Genomic DNA, 19,317 nt, shown 5'->3' on the forward strand with positions numbered 1-19,317 from the left:
CTCAATGACACATGAACCTAAGTCTGGTGCCCGCCGACGCATTGTCACGCCTTCGCCGCCGGCGCCGGTACCGGAAAAGCGCGCGCCGAGTGGCGTCGTTGCTGTCGACGACGAACTCGAGGACCGCTCGGGACTGAAGGGCAAGGCAGCCGCTGCCTCGAGTGAGCCCTCCGGCGAAAAGAACTCCGACGGCGCCGTCGTTCGCGCAACCGGCTCCATGGCCATTGCGACGATGATTTCCCGCATCACGGGATTCATCCGCAACGTGCTCATCGGCTCGTCGCTCGGCCCGGCTATTTCCTCCGCCTTCACCACGGCGAACCAGCTGCCCAACCTCATCACGGAGATCGTGCTGGGCGCGGTGCTGACTTCGCTCGTCGTGCCCGTGTTGGTACGCGCGGAAAAGGAAGACGCTGACCGTGGCGAGGACTTTGTCCGGCGCCTCTTCACGCTGGCCTTCTCCCTGTTGGCCACGATCACGGTGCTTTCCTGTATCTTTGCCCCGCAGTTGACACGCATGATGTTGCCGGAGGACGGCGAGGTCAATGCCGTGCAGGCCACCTCCTTTGCCTACTTGCTGCTGCCGCAGATCTTCTTCTACGGGCTTTTCGCGCTCTTCCAAGCGGTGCTCAACACCAAGAGCATCTTTGGGCCAGGCGCGTGGGCACCGGTGGTCAATAACATCATCTCGATCACGGTGCTCGTGGCCTACCAGCTGCTGCCGGGCAGCTTGCATCCCGATGCGCCTTCGCCGATCACGGACCGGCACGTGCTGCTCCTAGCCCTAGGTACCACGGCCGGTGTGGTGGTGCAATGCCTCATCCTTTTCCCTTATCTCAAGAAGGCGGGCATTAACCTCAAGCCGCTGTGGGGCCTAGATGACCGCCTCAAGCAGTTCGGCGGCATGGCCATGGCCATCGTGGCCTACGTGGCGGTTTCCCAGCTGGGTTACGTCATCACTTCCCGCGTGGCGGCCCATGCGGACAAAGAAGCGCCGTTTATCTACCAGCAGGCATGGCTTCTCCTGCAGGTACCCTATGGCGTCATTGGCGTCACGCTGCTCACCGCAATTATGCCGCGCTTGTCCCGCAACGCCGCGGACGGTGACGTCAAGGCCGTGGTCCGGGATCTCACGCTGGGCACGAAGCTGACGTTTATCGCCCTGATTCCCATCGTCATCTTCATGACGGGATTCGGCATCCCGATCGCCCGCGGCCTTTTCCAATACGGCGCCTTCAACGCCAAGGCGGCCGAGGTACTCGGCCTCACGCTGAGCTTCTCTGCCTTTACCCTCATCCCATACGCCCTCGTGCTGCTGCACCTGCGCGTCTTCTACGCCCGCGAAGAAGCGTGGACGCCGACGTTTATCATCGCCGGCATCACGCTCACCAAGTCGGTGCTCTCCCTGCTTGCCCCACACGTGGCGGATTCCCCCGACCGCGTGGTCGTCCTTCTGGGCACTGCCAATGGCTTCGGCTTCGTGGCCGGCGCGGTGATCGGCGGCTTCCTGCTCAAGCGAAAGCTGGGCAGCCTGGGTGGCCGCGCGGTTATCGCGACGACTATCTGGTCAGTGCTGGCCTCCCTCGTGGGCCTCGTGGTGGCCTTCGTCATCAATTACGTCATCAACCTCGTGCTCCCGGAGCAGGTGCCGCCGTTCGTGTACCTGCTGAAGCTTGCCGTGGCGGGCCTCATCTTCGTGGCTGTCACCGGCATCGTGCTTTCGCGCTCGGGCTTGCCGGAAGTCATCAACCTTGGCCGCCAGCTGCAGCGCATCCCCGGCATGTCCCGCATCATCAAGATCGAGCATGCCGAGGCCATCGAGGTCGAGGCCCCAGAGCAGCTGGAGATCCAGCCGATCTTCAGCGTGGATGCCTTCAACTCCTCGCCGGTACCGCCGCCGATGTCTGCCGGTATCGTCCGCGGTCCACGCCTGGTGCCGGGCGCCCCGGTCTCCGATGGCCGCTTCCGCCTCCTCAAGGACTACGGCTCCGCCGCGGGTACCCGCTTCTGGAAGGCGCGCGAGCAGGCCACCGGCCGCCTTGTATCGCTGACATTCGTGGACACCACGGGCGAGGCTCCGATGGCACCGGCCACCCCGGCGGTAGCCGCCCGCCGCTCCGCGGAGGTCTCCCGCGCCACGCGCCGCCTGGCTGAGATGGAACTGGATGCCATGGCGGAGAACATCGACATCCTGTCTTACCGCCAGGGCTGCCTCGTCGTGGCGGACTGGGTGGAGGGCACCTCCCTGAAGACGGTGTCGGAGGATGAAGACCTCGATCCGCGCGCCGTCGCCCACGCCTTGGTCCCGCTGGTGCGCACCACGGCTGCCGCCCATGCGGCGGGCCTCGTGCTGGGAATTGAGAACCGCAACCGCATCCGCATTTCCACTGAGGGCATTGCCACCCTGGCCTTCCCCGCGGTGTTGCACAGCAACGATGAGGAGACTGACCGCTCGGCGCTGGCCTCCGCCATCTCGCTCCTCGTGGAATCCACCAGTCCGACACCGGAGGTGCTACAGGAGATTGCTGCCGACGCCGAGGAGGGCCAAGACTCCGATCTCGAGGACATCGCCAACCGCTTGGCGGCCTTCGCCGGCGATGGCGACGACGGCGAGGAGACCCTCCAGATTCCAGTGGAGGAGACCCCGCGCAAGGAGGACCCGAGCCCCGCTCCGGGTTTCGGCGGCCGCGGCTATTCTGGCTCCGGCATCATCGTCCTAGGCGCGCTGGCCACCCTCTTCGTCGTGGCGATGGCCGCGCTCAGCGTGTGGATCCTGTCTCATGTGGGTAATGAGAAGACTTCCCCAGTGGTGACGAAGAGCGAATCGACGACTGAAACCTCATTCCCCAACGTGCCGCCGGTGCTCCTGAAGGACGTCAAGACCACCTCCGTTCCGGAGGGCAAGGAAGTTTCTGGTTCATGGTCCACGAAGAAGGCAGACACTGGACTCCTGCTCAGCATTGACAAGCCCACGCAACTCCGAGCGCTTCCGCTTCAGCAGAGCAAGTCCACCGGCGCCAAGTACGAAGTCTATGGCGTTAATACCAAGGATTTTGACCCCACGGATCCTGACTCCGGCAAGCTCACCGAGCTCGCACACGGCACGCTAACCAACGCGCGCCAAGACATCGAGCTCAAGGAGAAGCCCGTGGCCTTCGACGGCGCCCTCATCGTCTTCACCGACATGCCCAAGTCCGGCTCCGTCACACTGAAGGAGGCCACCCTGGTGGGCATCCCAACCAACTAACCCACCACCTCACGCATTTCCCCAGACCTCGATCCCGAAACTCCCTGCTCGCTGACTCAGACGCGCCACGCGCTTGACGACGCCCACCTGCAGGTTTCGGGTAGCAGGTCTGGGGCTTTAGTGTTCTTGCAATTTCTTCCCTTGACAGATAAGTGAAGGAGCGTATAATTCTTGTTGTCACGTCAACAATCTAGAGAAACCTAGAAGAAACGAGGAACCCATGACTATCACCGCAGGAACCTACGCACTGGATCCGGCACACACCACTATCGGCTTTGTAGCTCGCCACGCCATGGTCACCAAGGTGCGCGGCAACTTCAACGAGTTCGAAGGCACCCTGACCGTAGGGGAGAACATTACTGACTCCGCCGCCACCGCCACGGTAAAGACGGCATCCATCGATACCAAGAACGCCGACCGCGATGCACACGTGAAGAATGAGGACTTCTTCGATGTTGAGAAGTTCCCAGAGATGACCTTCACCGCGACCAAGTTCGACGTTAACGACGAGGGTGAGGGCACCGTCACCGGTGACCTCACCATCAAGGGCATCACCAAGTCCGTCGATTTCAAGGTAGAAGAGACCGGCGTGGCCGAGGATCCCTTCCGCAACACCCGCCTTGGCTTCGAGGCTAAGACCTCCATTAACCGCACCGACTTCGGCATCGACTTCAACGCTCCGCTGAAGACCGGCGGCGTGCTCGTCTCCGAGGAGATCAAGATCGAGCTCGAGGTCTCTGCCATCAAGCAGTAAGCCATCAAGCGCGATACCTCACCTTGAGAAGTAGTTTTTAGTTGTTGCCCGTAGTGCCCATTTCGGTACTGCGGGCAACAACTTTTTAACAATTAAAGGCACCACAACCGAGTAATAAACAACTCTAAAACAACCCCTCAACAACTCGCGCAACGCTGTGGCTTGCACTTTTAAGAACAAATCTGCGTCAGAGGCTGTCATATTAGTCAATAGTTGTTTATTAGTTGTTGCGGAGTTGTTTGAAACAACTCCGCTATACTACAGGCCATGAGAGAGGACGAACTCGACTTCATCATCCAGGCACTGCGCTCGATTGAAACCGGCGCAACCGCCGATAGCCTGGAATCCGAGATTCTCGGTTTCAAAGAGGACCCTGCAGTCCACCCAGGAAATCGCAATCCAGACGCAACCCTTGTTGAATTCCTCATCGATGAAGCCGTGTGCTTTTCCAATGCCGATAACGGGAACGCTTTCATCGTGCTTGGAGTCGCAGACAAGAAATCAGGACCAGAGGCATTTACAGGCACCCAGAGGGAACTGGACTGGCTCATAAGAAAGATCTTCGAAGGAACACAGCCCAACATCCACGTCGAAGCAGAGGAGCTGGAGTGGTGCGGAGCCCGGCTCATCGTCTTGCGAGTTCCCCGTGGTATCACGCTGTATCAGCGCCCGAAGGGACAGGCAAGCAAGCGGGTTGGTACTCGCTGCGTACCCCTCACCGAGCACCAACGCCGCGCACTCTTTTTTGAACGCGCTAACCCGGATTACACCGCTCACCCCTCCCGGCGAGGACTTGAGGAACTCGATATGACGGCCGTCGATCAGGCGCGGCACCTACTAGCTCAAGCTAGAGCGATGTCCGGTTCCCAGGAGCCTGTTCCCGCGACGACCCGCGAACTTTTGGGAGAACTAGGGCTGCTGGATGGCTCACAAAACCCCACATACGCGGCCGAAATCCTCTTCATGCCTCCGGTATCCCAGCAGGTTACAGTTCGGCACCTCCTCCGTCTTGTCCCTGGTGGTGAGCCGAGAACAACGGAAATCTCTGCACCCCTCATCACCGCATACTTGCGGTTGAAAGAGCTAATTCGAGTCAATGCCCAGCAAGAAGTGGAGCGCATCGCACTTGCCACAGGTCAAGAAGTATCGATCAAGGCTTTCCCAGACACCGCTGTCGACGAACTCGTCTCCAACGCCTTAGCCCATCGCGACTGGGACGCATCGGCTGCAGTAGTCATCGACCAATCTCCCATAGCCTTCTCTGTATGGTCACCCGGTGGTCTTCCCACAGGTGTACAACGCAATCGAGTTCTCACAACACAATCAATTCCCCGAAATCCCCGCCTTATGACGGCGTTAAGGATGCTGGGGTTAGCAGAGGAATCCTCCCGTGGATTCGACCGCATGTGGGCATCGATGCTGTCGAGTGGTCGCCATATTCCGGAACTTCGCGCCGAGGAATCCTTCGTCGAAGTTATTTTGTCCTCTGGCCGCGTTGACACCGCGTTTGTTAAGGCCTTGACCGAACTCAAAGGTGCTTTCGGCGCTGAGCCTTTCGACAGCGTCAATGGTCTCATCATTGCCCGTCACCTTATGGACAACCAGATCCTGCTGTGCCACACTGCTGCCCAACTCATGCAAGTCAGCGAAGATCAGGCTGCGGATACCCTTCGGTGGTATGAGAGCCTCGGTTTCGTAGAACAACTACGGGAAGCGCGAGAGTGGATACTTACCACCAAGGCCCGATCACTGATGGGGCTTCACATAGAAGGACACATCGCAGCGACCTCCGTTCAGGACTGGATCCTGGCTCAACTCAAAGAAGGAGCTGCACTGACTACGCGTGAAGTCGCCGAAGAACTGGGAGTAGACCGGGCAACTGTCACGGGAATACTGCGCCACCTGCGGACTATAGGCCAAGCGCGCATCGATCCTGATGGCCCACAGCGCGGGCCCAACACGCGGTGGGTTCTATCTTGACCGCCCTGTGATACGCACCGCAGCGACGTTTAAGATGTAGCGCATGACTACCGCAAACCTCACTCATGCAGAAGCCACCGCCCGCAGCGCCGCGCTGCGTTTGAGCACCTACGAGCTGCACCTCGACGTCACGAGCGCGCCAACCGACGCCGACTCCTACGAGGTCACCTCACGTATTACGTTCACCACCACTAAGCCCAAGACCTTCGTGGATTACTTGGGCAAGGCCGTGCACGCAGTGCGCGTCAACGGTGAGGAGGTGGAGAACACCTTCGACGGTGGACGGGTCTACCTGAGCAACCTTCCAGTGGGGGAGGAACTCACCGTGGAGATCACCGGCTCCTCCTATTACTCCCGCACCGGCCAGGGCCTGCACCGCATGCACGACCAGGCCGATGACACTACGTACCTTTACTCGCACCTCGAGCCATCCGATGCCCGCCGCATCTTCCCCTGCTTTGACCAGCCGGACCTCAAGGCCAGCTACGAGGTGCACCTCACCGGCCCGCAGGGCTGGCAGCTGCTCAGCAACCAGCCGGAGGTCGGCCGCGAGAAGACGGATAGCGGGGAAGTAGCGCACTTCGCGCCGACCCCTCTGCTGTCGACGTATCTGACGGCGTTTGCGGCGGGGCCGTACGTCGAGAAGCACAGCACCTGGACCGCACCCGATGGCTCCTTGGAAGTGGAGCTGCGCGCCTTTGCCCGCGCCTCCATGGCGGAGTATCTGGATGATGAAATCCTGCAGGTCACAGCACAGGGCATGGACTTTTTCCACAGCAACTTTGGCTACCCGTATCCGTGGGGCAAGTATGATTCCATCTTCGTTCCGGAATACAACCTGGGCGCCATGGAGAACCCCGGCCTCGTGACCTTTACGGAGCACTACCTCTTCCGTTCCGCCGCCACCCGCGCGCAGCATGCCGGCCGCACGAATACCATCCTGCACGAGATGTCGCACATGTGGTTCGGTGACCTAGTCACCCCACAGTGGTGGGATGACCTGTGGCTCAAGGAGTCCTTCGCGGAATTCATGGGCGCGGATTCCTCAGTCCACGCCACCGAATACACCGAGGCGTGGGTGAACTTCGCCGGGCAACGAAAGAACTGGGCGTACCTGCAGGATCAGCTGCCCACCACGCACCCGATCAAGGCCGAGATCCCGGACGTCGATGCCGCGCGCCAGAACTTCGACGGCATTACTTATGCCAAGGGTGCAGCGGTGCTCAAGCAGCTGGTGCACTACGTGGGCCGGGAGAACTTCTACGCCGGCGCGCGCGACTACTTCCAGGAGCACGCCTTTGCTGCCGCCACCTTCGAGGACCTGCTCACGGCGCTGAAGAAGCACACCGACCGCGACCTGGACGCCTGGTCCACCGCCTGGCTGCGCACGTGGGGCCCGGACACGCTCACCCCGGAGCTGCACACGGACGGCGATAAGATCCACGAGCTCGCCATCGCGGTGGAAGCCGAGGACACCACGCGCCCGCACCGCCTCAACGTGGCACTCTTCGATGACTCCCTGAACAAGTACGCCACCCTCGACGTCGATCTGGAGGGCGAGCGCACCATCCTCGATGAGGCATCGGGACTTCAGGCACCTGCGTTGCTGCTGCTTAACGACGCCGACCACACCTACGCCAAGGTCCGCTTCGACGAGACCTCCCTGGACACCATCCGCACGCGCCTGTCTGAAGTTCCGGATGAGCTTTCCCGCGCGGTCATCTGGACTTCCCTGTGGAATCTCACCCGCGATGGCGAGTGGCCGGTACGCTCTTACCTGGACACGGTGCTCAACCACGCCCCGGCGGAGTCCAACCCCACGCTTCTGACCACAGCCTTTGCCAATGCCCGCTATGCCATCGACCACTTCGTGAGCGAGGATGTTCGCGAGGAGATCCGCGCCGACTACGCTGAGCGCCTCTGGGAGGTGCTGCAGGCCGCCCCTGCTGGCTCCGACGCCCAGCTCACCGTCGCACGCGCCGCCATCCAGGCACTCGCGGCCACGCCGGAGGAATCCGGCACGCAGCGCCTGCGCGCGCTGTACGACGGCTCCCTCGACGGCCTCGCCCTCGACCCGGACATCCGCTGGGCCATCCTCCGCGCGCTGGCCGCCCGCGATGCCGTCGGCGCCGAGGAGCTGGAGGCTGAGAAGGAGCGGGACAACACGCTCACCGGTGCCGCCGCCTACCTGGGCGCCTCCCACGCTTTCCCATCTGCCGAGCTGAAGCGCGAAGTCTTTGACCTCGTGCGCACGCCGGGCAAGTACTCCAACGCGGAGGTGGATTCCCTGCTCGCGGCGTTTAACGCCCCGCGCTCGGCCCACCTCACCGAGGCCTTTGCCCAGGAGTATTTCGACTCTCTGACGAAGCTGTGGGAGGAGCACCCCATCGAGATTGCTAACCGCCTCGTGCGCGGGCTCTACCCGGATCTCGCGATGGCCGACGCCGCCACCAGCGAGCTCCTGAGCAGCGAGCACCCTCGGGCGCTACGCCGCGTGCTGCTGGAATGCCAGGATGCGCTGCGTCGTGCGCAACGCGTGCGTGCGGCGCAGTAGACGCGGCGCGTAGCGGACAGAAGAATCTTCCCGTAAACTCGCAGACACATTAACGGGGGACAATCACACACCATCGGCTTCGGCCAAGGGACTGTGTTGACCCATGTGTCATTGCTCAAGTTTCCGGGGGGATTCTTCTTGTCAGCTCAGCCGACCGATCGTGAACTCGTCGACGCCTTCATCGGCGGAGATACTAAGGCCTTTTCGGCAATCGTCGAGAAGCACCGTGCGCGCCTGACGGCCATGGCGCGGCGCTACACGCGCAACGATGATGATGCGCAGGACATCGTGCAGGAGGCACTGCTCAAGGCCAGCTGCAACATGGCCTCCTACCGGCACGATGCCACGCTGAGCACATGGCTGCACAGGCTGGTGATGAACTCCGGCTATGACTTCCTCAACCATCGCTCCAACCGAGAGAACGCCTCCCTGGATGCGGAGATCATTGAGGATGACCGCAACTACGCACTCGCGCACAATCCCAGTGAGAACTTGGCGGAACGCATCACGGTGGCCCAAGCGATGGAGACGTTGCGCGAGGACCAGCGAGAAGCGCTGTACCTGACCGATGTTGCAGGCTATCCCATCGATGCGGTGGCCAAAGTGCAGGGCGTTGCGCCAGGCACGGTGAAGTCGCGGCGAGCCCGGGCTCGGCAAGTGCTGCGTGCGGCGATAGACTGAGGCCGAGTAGAATCACACTATCTTTCGCGCGATGTGCGCGAACATGAATCAGATTCTGTCCAAGAATTGTCGTCTCAAGGGAGTTTTTTGTGACCATCCACGATGTCGCCATCGTCGGCTCCGGCCCCGCCGGCTACACCGCAGCACTCTACGCAGCACGTGCCGAGCTCAATCCCATCGTCTTCGAGGGCTTTGAATACGGCGGCGAACTCATGAACACCACCGAGGTGGAGAACTACCCGGGCTTCCAGAAGGGCATCATGGGCCCAGAGCTCATGGAAGAAATGCGCGCCCAGGCCATCCGCTTCGGTGCGGACCTGCGCATGGAGGTTGTCGATTCCGTCGAACTCGAGGGCGAGGTAAAGAAGCTGCACGTCGGTGACGAGGTCTTCGAGGCCCGCACCGTCATCCTCGCCACCGGTGCAGCGCCGCGCTACCTGGGCATTCCGGGTGAATCCGAGCTCGCTGGACGCGGCGTGTCCGCCTGCGCCACCTGCGATGGCTTCTTCTTCAAGGGCCACAACATTGCCGTCGTCGGCGGCGGCGATTCCGCCATGGAGGAGGCCACCTTCCTCACCAAGTTCGCCGAAACCGTAACGATCATCCACCGCTCCGAGAACTTCCGCGCCTCCAAGATCATGCTGGAGCGCGCCAAGGAGAACCCACAGATCAAGTGGCTGACCAATACCACCGTTGAGCGCGTCCTGGATAAGGACGGCAAGGTTGGCGGCCTGGAGGTCAAGAACGCCCTAACCGGCGAAACCAGCGAACTCGATGTCACCGCCATGTTTGTGGCGATTGGCCATGACCCGCGCTCCGGCTTCCTCGAGGGCCAGGTGGCCACCAATGAGGCTGGCTACGTCGTAGTGGAACAGCCTTCGACCAAGACCTCGCTGCCTGGTGTCTTTGCCTGCGGTGACTTGGTGGATGACCACTACCAGCAGGCCATCACCGCGGCTGGCTCCGGCTGCCGCGCGGCCATTGATGCGGAACATTTCCTCGCCGATAACCGTTAGTAGTCACATGAGCAACATTAAGAACGTCACTACTGATTCCTTCCGCGCGGACGTCGTGGAGGCAGGCAAGCCCGTCGTCGTGGACTTCTGGGCTGAATGGTGTGGGCCGTGCAAGAAGTTGTCCCCGATTCTCGAAGAGGTCGCCGAAGAACTCGATGATGACGTCTCCGTGGTCAAGGTCAACGTGGACGAGGAGCGCACCCTGGGTGCCATGTTCCAGATCATGTCGATCCCATCCGTGCTGATTTTCAAGAATGGTGAGAAGGTCGACGAGTTCGTCGGCCTGCGTTCCAAGGCCGACATCGTGGCGCAGATAAAGAAACAGCTCTAACTGGTATTCTTTAACTCGTTGATGGCGCACTGCGGTGCGCCTCCTTGATCACGAAAGGGGTAGGTGTGAATCGCGTTTTACGTGTAGGTGACCAGAGCGTTCGGGTCGCCGAAGCACGCGCAACCCTTGCCCGCCTCGGCCTGATGACTGACTACCAGGGGACGTTGTCCGACTGGAAGAAGCAAAAGTACTCCGAAGCCGATAAGCACTTTGATAACAATTTGGCCGAGGTCCTCAAGGCCTTCCAGCAATCCCGCGGCATCGTGCCTAGCGGCGATATTGATGACCTCACTCTGCGCGAGCTGCGCCAGGCTTCCTACACGCTGGGCGCCCGCGTTCTGGCCTATGAACCGGGCAACGTGCAGGTGGGCGATGACGTAGCACAGCTCCAAGAACAATTGCAGGAGCTTGGCTTCTACCAAGAACGCATCGATGGCCATTTCGGTGCCCGCACCTACGCGGCGCTGGCGGAATACCAACTCAACTCTGGCCTGCGCAGTGACGGGATCTGTGGCCCTGCCACCATTAACGCCCTCAACCTGCTGGGTCGGCGTATCACTGGCGGCTCGGCGCACAATATCCAGGAACGCGAGCGCGTGCGCAATGCCGGGCCAAAGCTGGCCGGCAAGCGCGTTGTGATCGACCCCAGCCTGGGTGGCCTCAACAAGGGCCGCACGGTCAGGGGACGCTTCGGCAACATCACGGAAGAGGAGATCCTCTGGGACTTGGCCGAGCGTGTTGCCGGGCGCATGATCGCCGCCGGCATGGAGACCATCATCTCCCGCCCGCGCAACGATGACCCATCGATCCGTGACCGCGCAGACATGGCCAATGCATTCGACGCCAACCTGGTTATTTCACTGGCCTGCGATGAATACCCCACGGAGAAGGCCAACGGCGTAGCCACCTTCTACTTTGGGTCGGAATCCGGCAACTCTTCCCTCATCGGTGAGACGCTCTCCGGCTTCATCCAGCGTGAGATCGTTGCCCGTACCGAGCTGGGTAACTGCCGCAACCACGGCCGCACGTGGGCGTTGTTGCGCCTGACGCAAATGCCGGTGGTGCAGGTCGTGCTGGGTTACCTGACCAGCCCCAAGGACGTGGCTATCCTTACCAACCCGGACCGCCGCGATGACATCGCCGAGGCCATCGTCGTCTCCGTCAAGCGCCTCTACCTCTTGGACGAGGATACCGCCGTGACTGGCACCTATCGCTTCGACGAGCTGCTGCGCGCCGAGCGCTCTTCCTAAAGGGCTTAGGCCAAAGCGCGGGCGAGGAGGTCCTCCACCGCGGCTGCGGTCAGCAGGTCGAAAGCTGGTGGAAGCTCGAGGCGCAGGCGTGGGGTAATAGGGTGATCGCGCACCACCATGAAACCGGCGGACTCCAGCGTCTCCACAGGTAACAGGCCAATGCGAGCGGGTTTCTCGCGAAGGAGCTCTTCGGCCTGGCGGGCATCACGAAAGCCAAAGGCCTCAACGGCGCTAGCCTCGCGTGAGGTGAGGTGCATGATGGTGGCGTCGAGAAGCACTGCTTCCAAGCCCTTCGCCGCGCGGTGCGGCTTTACAAATAGTGAAGTCACCAGGACCGCATCCTCCGAGACGGGGGAGGTGGGCAGCTTGGCCGCACCGGGGGCAAGCTCAGGCGGGCAGAAGAGGACCGTGGCCTCATCGCCCACGGTGAAACCGCACTCGCCGCAGCGCAGCAGGGTGGCGCTGATCCACGCTTCCTTTTCAAATGCAGGGTCAGCGACCGTGGTTTTCATCTCCCAAAAAATAGATCGGGCCGCCAAGGGGTTGATAGCAACACCTTCCTTGACGGCCTGAACGAGCATGGTGAGCTAGCTGCCTTCTTTGCCCTCAATGAGCGCTAGGATGCGCTCGAAGTCCTCTTGGTCACCGAATTCGACGACCATTTTGCCCTTGCGCTTGCCCATGGTGACGGTGACCTTGGTGTCGAAGCGATCGGCCAAGCGCTCGGCAGAGTCCGTAAAGAACTGCGGCTGCGGGGCAGCGGGCTTCTTGGTTGGCTCGGCTGGCTTGCCATCGCGCTTGTACAGGGTGACGGCTTCCTCGGTGGCTCGCACAGAAAGGCCCTCGGCCACGACGCGGTTGGCAATGAGCTCCATGGCCTCTGCATCCGGCAGGCCCAGCAACGCGCGGGCGTGACCGCCCGATAACGTACCCGCGGCAACGCGCTTCTGCACGTCCACCGGCAGCTTGAGCAGGCGGATCATGTTGGTCACCTGCGGGCGCGAGCGACCAATGCGGTCAGCCAACTCATTTTGGGTAACCCCAAATTCTTCAAGAAGCTGCTGATAGGCGTGTGCTTCTTCCAACGGGTTGAGCTGCACGCGGTGGATATTCTCCAGCAGAGCGTCCCGCAGGAGGTCATCATCCTTGGTATCGCGGACGATAGCCGGGATGGTGGCCAGGCCCGCCTTGGAAGAGGCGCGCCAGCGGCGCTCACCCATGATGAGCTCGAAGCCGCCCTCCTCGGAAGGCCGGACCACGACCGGCTGCAACAGACCGAATTCCTTGATGGAGTGGACCAGCTCGGCCAGGTCATCCTCGTCGAAGACAGTACGCGGCTGCTTCGGGTTGGGCATGATGTCACCGACGGAAATCTCGCGGTAAGTCGCACCAATCACCGAAGGCTTGGCCTGACGCTTCTTCGAACCCGAGGATTGCTGGATAGTGGGCGCACCCTGCACCCTTTTCGTGCCGGCATCCTTAGGAGCGCCGGTGGACGCACCGAGAATGATATCTGCGGCGGAATCTCCCAAGCGTGGCTTGCGGGAGGGCGCACCCGGGCCGGACGGGATGAGCGCGGCCAAGCCCTTGCCCAAACCGCCCTGGCGCTGCTCCGGCTTGTGGTCTGCCTTCTTATCTGCCACGGTGTCCTATCCTTCCAATTCCGCGAAAATCTCTGGGCTCACGCCAATGGCACCCGTGGTGGGGTGCGGCGTGTAGTCCCCGCGCTTATCCAACTCGCGTGCGGCGGCGGCGTAGGCGCGGGCGCCTGTCGACGACGGGTCATAAGCGATAACCGTCTTACCATAACCCGGCGCCTCCGAAACGCGAACGGAGCGCGGGATGACGTTGCCTAAGACGACGGCGCCGAACTGCTCGCGCACTTCATTGGCCACCTGCTCTGCCAGCTTGGTGCGGGCGTCGAACATGGTGAGCAGCACGCCGGAGATGTGCAGATCCTCGTTGAGGTGCTCACGGATCATGGAGATATTTCCCAGCAGCTGGCCCACGCCCTCCAGGGCGTAGTACTCACACTGGATGGGAATAATGACCTCTTCTGCGCACGTCATCGCATTGATGGTGAGCAGGCCCAGGGAAGGCGGGCAGTCGATAAAAACGTACTCAAAGCCATGCTCTTCGAGGAAGCCGTTGTGTAGGGCGTCATAGAGGCGAAACTCGCGGCGAACCAGGGAGACCATTTCAATCTCCGCGCCGGCGAGGTCGATGGTGGCGGGGATGCAGTAGAGGTTTTCATCGTCGGGGGAGTGCTGCATCGCATCCTCCGCGCTGCAGTCACCCAACAAAACCTCATAGCTGGATTTGGTGCCGGAGGTGTGCTCCGCGCCCACCGCGGTGGAGGCATTGCCCTGCGGGTCCAAGTCGATCACCAGGACCTTCTTGCCGGCCTCAGCGAGCGCGGCGGCAAGGTTGACGGCGGAGGTGGTTTTACCCACGCCACCCTTCTGGTTCGCGATGGTGATAAGACGAGGATGAGTCATGCCGTCTACTTTAGTTCACGCGCGGGACACGGATAATGGTGGTGCCGTGGATGGTCATGACCTCGGCTTTTCCGCCACCGGCGCGCTTGATGTCGGCAGCGTCGCGCTCCAGCTCCTCGTGCACCGAGGAACCCTTGAGAGCGATCATCTCTCCGCCCTTGCGAACCAGCGGCAGGGACCACTTGGCCAGCTTGCCCAACGGGGCCACCGCGCGGGAGGTCACGATGTCGGCACCCTTAACGGCCTTTTTCACCGGGCCTTCCTCGGCGCGGCCGCGGATGACGGTGACGTTATCGAGGCCCAGCAGGTCGACGACCTCGTTGAGGTAAGTGGAGCGCTTCAGTAGCGGCTCGATGAGAGTGATCTTCAGGTCAGGGCGCGCGATGGCGAGCGGGATGCCGGGCAAGCCTGCGCCACTGCCGACGTCGATAAGCGTGGCGCCCTGCGGCATTACCTCCACGACCACGGCGCAGTTGATGAGGTGGCGCTCCCACAGGCGCGGGACCTCGCGGGGGCCTATAAAACCACGGGTGGACCCGTCCGTAGCCAGCGAATCGTGGTATTTCTGCGCGAGCGGCAGACGCGATCCGAAGACGTCAGACGGGTCCAGTGGCACAGTGTCGGACACAGATTCAGTCACTGTGAAAACTCCTGGGTTACGTTCTAGTTGTTCTTGCGGCGCTGCTTCTTAGAGCGGTGATCCTTCTTGCGTGCGCCCGGCTTCGGGGCAGAAGTGCGCTTGAGCTCAGCCTTGGCGGCTGCCTCTTCTTCTTCCTCCCGGTCCATCTTGGCGTAGACAATGCGGGTTTGGAAGAAGGTCCACACGGTGTTGGCCAGCATGTAGAAGAGCAGGCCGATGGGCCAGATGAAGCCGGAGAACACCAGCATTGCCGGCATAAACCACAGCATCATCTTGTTCATCATGGCCATCTGCTGCTGCATCATCTCCGCGTTCTGACCCTGCGGGGTAGCGGTCTTGCCGGCCGCGCGGCGCGCCTCCTGACGGTTCAGCGTCATGCGGGCGTTGAAGTGGGTCAGCGTCGCAATGATGGCGATGAGCGGCACGATGATGAAGGCCGCCTGTGCGGTGGTGGCTTCCTTAACAATCTCCAGACCGGAGTTGAGGCGCAGGTTGGCCACGAGCGGGACACCGAAGATCTTGGCGTCTACGAACTGCTTCACCAGCTCAGGTTCGAAGATGTAGTTCGCAATGGAGGCGTTCATCTCCTCCGACATTGCTTCACCCGCCGGGTGGCCCACGCCACCGGCGACGGCAACGGTGCGGTCGAAGGAACGCAGCACGTGGAACAGACCAATGAACATGGGGATCTGCGCGAACATCGGCAGACAGCCCGCCACGGGGCGCACGCCGGCTTCCTTGTAGATGCGCTGCATCTCTTGGGCAGCCTTGGTCTGGTCATTGGCGTACTTGGTGCGCAGTTCCTGAATTTGTGGCTGGATCTCCTGCATCTTGCGTGAAGAGCGCAGCTGCGTGATGGTCGGCTTGACCATGATGGCCTTGAGCGTCCACGTCAGAAGAACGATGGCGATGATCCAGGTTCCGCCCCATGCGGAATCAAGGACGAAGCTCAAGAGCCAATGCCAGAACCACAGGACGGCTGAAATTGGCCAATAAATGAAATTAAGCACGAGAGTTGTTTACCTCAGTTGTTGTTTGGTCGGTACCGGATCAAACCCGCCCGGGTGCCAGGGACCGCACTTGCATAACCTGGCAAGCGCCATGCCCGTCCCCTTGAAGGCTCCATGGATGGAGATGGCTTCGAGAGCATAGGCACTGCACGTCGGTTCAAAACGACAGGTGGAGACCATCTTAAGGCCTGACAAGTGCTTTTGGTAGAAGCGCACCCCGTGAACTAGGACTCTCCCGAACCCGCGGGCTTCAGGAATCTCCTCTCCTTGAGAGTTCAGATATCCCATGTGCTTAGTGCTTTGCGGATATCACGCTCAAGGCGCTCACTGGTGGCACTACCGCTAGCGGGCAAGGCGCGGATAACAATGTCAACATTGGCGGGCAATACTGTCCCGTTGACGCCATCGCGCATGAGGGACATGCACACATGACGAAGCCGCCGAGAGGTGCGGTGGCGAACCACGGCATTCCCGACGGCCTTCGACACGATGAGGCCGAACCGCGGCCCAGTGGCCGCGATGTCGTCTTCACCGTCGTTAAAGCGCAAATGCACGACGACAGTGCGCGTGCCCGCCCGGCGCCCGCCCTTGATGGTCCTCCGAAATTGCCTCGGGGACGTGAGCTTGTGCTGGGCTGGAAGCATGAATTAAGCGGTGAGCTTAGCGCGACCCTTCTTGCGACGAGCGGCGACGATGGCGCGGCCGGCGCGGGTGCTCATGCGGGTACGGAAGCCGTGCTTACGAGCGCGACGACGGTTGTTCGGCTGGAAGGTACGCTTACCCTTTGCCACGATTAACTCCTTGAAGTTGTTGGTGGATGGCACAGCCACACGCCGGTGAGGGCGGTGGGCATAAACATCCACTGATGAATGGTGTACGTGGGGATGTGGCTTCGCACGTGAAGCGCCGTGAGGCGTGGCGAGGCATTCCCACATGCAACATGTGCACCATGCACTGTTGCGATAGACCATCACAGGTTACGTGACAGATAGTGCGCGAAACAAATCGACACACTGGGTGTCCCCGAAATTACAAAGATGTTTTTATCCGCAGCTAGAACGCCACTTTTTGCCCACATGCTGCGCGGCAAGCGCCCCCTCTCGCCGTTCTTGCGCCGCGCTTGGCGCCACCGTGCCGAGCGCGCATAAAAGTGCGTTAGACAGCGCCCCCATAACGCGGTACAACTGAGGAATCGAATTCCACAGTCACCCACAGGGTGTGGATAACTCTCAATGAAGACTTGAGACTTTCGCTGTTTATGCAGGTTAACTGTATTGAGGAGCCGATGTACAGTTATCCACAGCTATGAGATAGGCTGTGGATAAACCACCTATCCACACTTGTGGATAACTTTGTGGATTCCGAGGTTACGCACCAAAACATCGTGTGGAATCTTCGGTGGAAATTACAACTTCATGTGATTTCTCATCCTGTATCTCTCCTCATCCATCCGTCCATCCCCGATCCCCAACCCACAGTCACGCAGTAAATACTCAGCTCCCAAGGCCTCTTCTTCAGGGAACCGAGTAGGTGTGACCGGCCCCGGCCGATGACACCGCGTGAACTGTAACTACACAGAAGGTAGGCGTTTTGTCTGATCCGCAAGCAGCCCTCCGGGCCAGCTGGAAAGCTGTGGTCAGTGATTTACTGGCTCAGTCCGAACAACCAAGTTCGGACGTACCTAATTTCTCCCATAGCCAGCGCCTCAATCTTCAACTTGTAGAACCCATCATGATCGGTGATGGCTACGCGCTGATCGCCGCTCCGCACGAGAACGCCAAGAATGTCATCGAGGCCGAGCTGGGGGAGTACATCACCCGCACCTTGTCGCAGCATATGGGGCGCCCTTGTTCTTTGGCCGTGACCATTGCGGCGCCGCCGCAGCCGGCTCACGAAGAAGCGCCTGAAGCGCCCGCACCCCAGCGCCCCATCCAAACAGAGGCCCCCGAGCACGGCATGGGGCACCAGGCACAGGCTTTCCAGCAGCCCATGCCGCCCACTCCATCTGCTCAGCCAGAGACGCCAAGCCACCATCAGCCGCGCTCTTGGGACACTGCGCATTCTCCGGCCAGCTTGGATGAGTTGGCACAGCACTACAGCGATCAGCAAAGCAGCGTTCCGAGTGGCTACCCCGAGGCAACCGGACCGCGCATCCCGCGCGAGGAACCGGCGCACAACCCGAACCGCGAAAAGTCCCTCAACCCGAAGCACACTTTTGAAAACTTCGTCATCGGGTCCTCCAACCGTTTTGCCAACGGCGCCGCCGTGGCCGTGGCCGAAAACCCCGCCCGCGCCTATAACCCTCTCTTCATTTGGGGCGGCTCCGGCTTGGGCAAAACCCACCTGCTGCACGCGGCCGGTAATTACGCCCAGGTCCTGCATCCGGGCCTGCGCGTGAAGTACGTTTCCTCGGAGGAATTCACCAACGACTACATCAATTCCCTGCGTGATGACCGCCAGGAATCCTTCAAGCGCCGCTACCGCAACCTGGACATCCTCATGGTCGATGACATCCAGTTCCTCGAAGGTAAGGAGTCCACGCAGGAGGAGTTCTTCCACACCTTCAATGCGCTGCACCAGGCAAATAAACAGATCATTTTGTCTTCCGACCGTCCACCAAAACAGCTGACCACGCTGGAGGATCGCCTGCGCACACGCTTCGAGGGAGGTCTGATTACGGATATTCAGCCGCCAGACCTGGAAACGCGCATCGCCATCCTCATGAAGAAGGCCTCCGCGGACGGGACCGACGTCGATCGCTCGGTCCTCGAGCTCATCGCCTCTCGCTTCGAATCCTCGATCCGCGAGCTGGAGGGCGCGCTCATCCGTGTTTCTGCGTATTCTTCCCTGGTCAATGAACCGATCAGCCTAGAGATGGCGGAGATTGCCCTGCATGATCTAGCCCCGGATTCTGCGGATCGCCAGATCACCGCGGCGGCCATCATCGAGGTCACAGCGGATTACTTCGACATCGACGTGGATACCCTGCGCGGTTCTGGTAAGAAGCGCGCCGTCGCCCACGCCCGCCAGCTGGCCATGTATCTGTGCCGCGAGCTCACAGAGCTTTCCCTGCCCAAGATTGGTGATCAATTCGGCGGCAAGGACCACACCACCGTCATCTATGCGGACCGCAAGATCCGTAAGGAGATGACTGAGAACCGCAACACGTACGACGAGATCCAGGCCCTAACCCAACGCGTGAAGAACCACAACCAGCGTTAACACCACGCAGCGCTTGGCGACGCCCCTGCCCACCTCCCGCAACAACCATTCCGCGGGCGTGGGTAGGGGCGTCTTTGCGATCCACCCAAAAGTTATCCACACCGTTATTCACAGCTGTGTAATTTCATTGTTGT

The 19,317-nt window shown here is 61.0% G+C and carries 17 protein-coding genes; 9 read left to right on the top strand and 8 right to left on the bottom strand.

The annotated features are described in order from the left end of the window. The first annotated feature begins 4 nt into the window (after positions 1-4). From murJ to HMPREF2698_RS08465, 8 genes are all read left to right on the top strand, one after another. On the top strand, positions 5-3,247 hold the full coding sequence (gene murJ, locus HMPREF2698_RS08430; protein ID WP_070563677.1) for a murein biosynthesis integral membrane protein MurJ: 3,243 nt from the start codon (positions 5-7) through the stop codon (positions 3,245-3,247). A 220-nt stretch (positions 3,248-3,467) separates the two neighbouring features. Next, positions 3,468-4,001: a YceI family protein gene (locus HMPREF2698_RS08435; protein WP_070563680.1), complete on the top strand. Its 534-nt coding sequence runs from the start codon at positions 3,468-3,470 to the stop codon at positions 3,999-4,001. Between the two features lie 267 nt (positions 4,002-4,268). After that, on the top strand, positions 4,269-5,981 hold the full coding sequence (locus HMPREF2698_RS08440) for an ATP-binding protein (protein ID WP_070563683.1): 1,713 nt from the start codon (positions 4,269-4,271) through the stop codon (positions 5,979-5,981). 43 nt (positions 5,982-6,024) lie between these two features. Then, positions 6,025-8,535 carry an aminopeptidase N gene (gene pepN, locus HMPREF2698_RS08445; RefSeq protein ID WP_070563686.1) on the top strand — a complete coding sequence of 837 codons (2,511 nt, stop codon included), beginning with the start codon at positions 6,025-6,027 and terminating at the stop codon, positions 8,533-8,535. Positions 8,536-8,673: 138 nt separating this feature from the next. Beyond that, positions 8,674-9,216 carry an RNA polymerase sigma factor gene (locus HMPREF2698_RS08450; RefSeq protein WP_070533756.1) on the top strand — a complete coding sequence of 181 codons (543 nt, stop codon included), beginning with the start codon at positions 8,674-8,676 and terminating at the stop codon, positions 9,214-9,216. Positions 9,217-9,305: 89 nt separating this feature from the next. After that, on the top strand, positions 9,306-10,232 hold the full coding sequence (gene trxB / locus HMPREF2698_RS08455; RefSeq protein ID WP_070521911.1) for a thioredoxin-disulfide reductase: 927 nt from the start codon (positions 9,306-9,308) through the stop codon (positions 10,230-10,232). Between the two features lie 7 nt (positions 10,233-10,239). Continuing rightward, the gene (gene trxA / locus HMPREF2698_RS08460; protein ID WP_070521914.1) at positions 10,240-10,563 is read left to right on the top strand and encodes a thioredoxin; all 324 of its coding nucleotides are present in this window, start codon (positions 10,240-10,242) and stop codon (positions 10,561-10,563) included. Between the two features lie 65 nt (positions 10,564-10,628). Continuing rightward, positions 10,629-11,813 carry an N-acetylmuramoyl-L-alanine amidase gene (locus HMPREF2698_RS08465; RefSeq protein ID WP_070521917.1) on the top strand — a complete coding sequence of 395 codons (1,185 nt, stop codon included), beginning with the start codon at positions 10,629-10,631 and terminating at the stop codon, positions 11,811-11,813. 5 nt (positions 11,814-11,818) lie between these two features. On the opposite strand, the gene HMPREF2698_RS08470 is transcribed toward HMPREF2698_RS08465, so the two are convergent. Genes HMPREF2698_RS08470 through rpmH form a run of 8 tightly spaced genes read right to left on the bottom strand, consistent with a single transcriptional unit; the run spans position 11,819 to position 16,752 of the window. Then, positions 11,819-12,394: a hypothetical protein gene (locus HMPREF2698_RS08470; RefSeq protein ID WP_070563689.1), complete on the bottom strand. Its 576-nt coding sequence runs from the start codon at positions 12,392-12,394 to the stop codon at positions 11,819-11,821. A 6-nt stretch (positions 12,395-12,400) separates the two neighbouring features. After that, positions 12,401-13,456 (bottom strand): ParB/RepB/Spo0J family partition protein, encoded by a 1,056-nt coding sequence (locus tag HMPREF2698_RS08475; RefSeq protein ID WP_070521924.1) that lies wholly within the window; start codon positions 13,454-13,456, stop codon positions 12,401-12,403. A gap of 6 nt (positions 13,457-13,462) precedes the next feature. Then, on the bottom strand, positions 13,463-14,311 hold the full coding sequence (locus tag HMPREF2698_RS08480; protein WP_070521927.1) for a ParA family protein: 849 nt from the start codon (positions 14,309-14,311) through the stop codon (positions 13,463-13,465). Positions 14,312-14,321: 10 nt separating this feature from the next. Then, a complete protein-coding gene (gene rsmG / locus HMPREF2698_RS08485; RefSeq protein WP_070563692.1) occupies positions 14,322-14,951 on the bottom strand; it encodes a 16S rRNA (guanine(527)-N(7))-methyltransferase RsmG in 630 nt (209 codons plus the stop codon). Between the two features lie 23 nt (positions 14,952-14,974). Continuing rightward, entirely contained in the window at positions 14,975-15,961 is a 987-nt protein-coding gene (yidC, locus tag HMPREF2698_RS08490) for a membrane protein insertase YidC (RefSeq protein WP_070563695.1), read from the bottom strand. 9 nt (positions 15,962-15,970) lie between these two features. Further along, a complete protein-coding gene (yidD, locus tag HMPREF2698_RS08495) occupies positions 15,971-16,249 on the bottom strand; it encodes a membrane protein insertion efficiency factor YidD (protein WP_070444526.1) in 279 nt (92 codons plus the stop codon). Then, entirely contained in the window at positions 16,237-16,605 is a 369-nt protein-coding gene (gene rnpA, locus HMPREF2698_RS08500; protein WP_070521939.1) for a ribonuclease P protein component, read from the bottom strand. Before rnpA ends, yidD begins: the two co-directional genes overlap by 13 nt. Positions 16,606-16,608: 3 nt before the next feature. Further along, the gene (gene rpmH, locus HMPREF2698_RS08505) at positions 16,609-16,752 is read right to left on the bottom strand and encodes a 50S ribosomal protein L34 (RefSeq protein ID WP_003847033.1); all 144 of its coding nucleotides are present in this window, start codon (positions 16,750-16,752) and stop codon (positions 16,609-16,611) included. Between the two features lie 799 nt (positions 16,753-17,551). Here rpmH and dnaA point away from each other — a divergent pair. Then, positions 17,552-19,183, top strand: a complete 1,632-nt coding sequence (gene dnaA, locus HMPREF2698_RS08510; protein WP_070563700.1) for a chromosomal replication initiator protein DnaA — start codon at positions 17,552-17,554, stop codon at positions 19,181-19,183. Positions 19,184-19,317 lie beyond the last annotated feature (134 nt).

This window comes from Corynebacterium sp. HMSC072A02, assembly GCF_001810085.1.
Classification (GTDB): Bacteria; Actinomycetota; Actinomycetes; order Mycobacteriales; family Mycobacteriaceae; genus Corynebacterium; species Corynebacterium hesseae.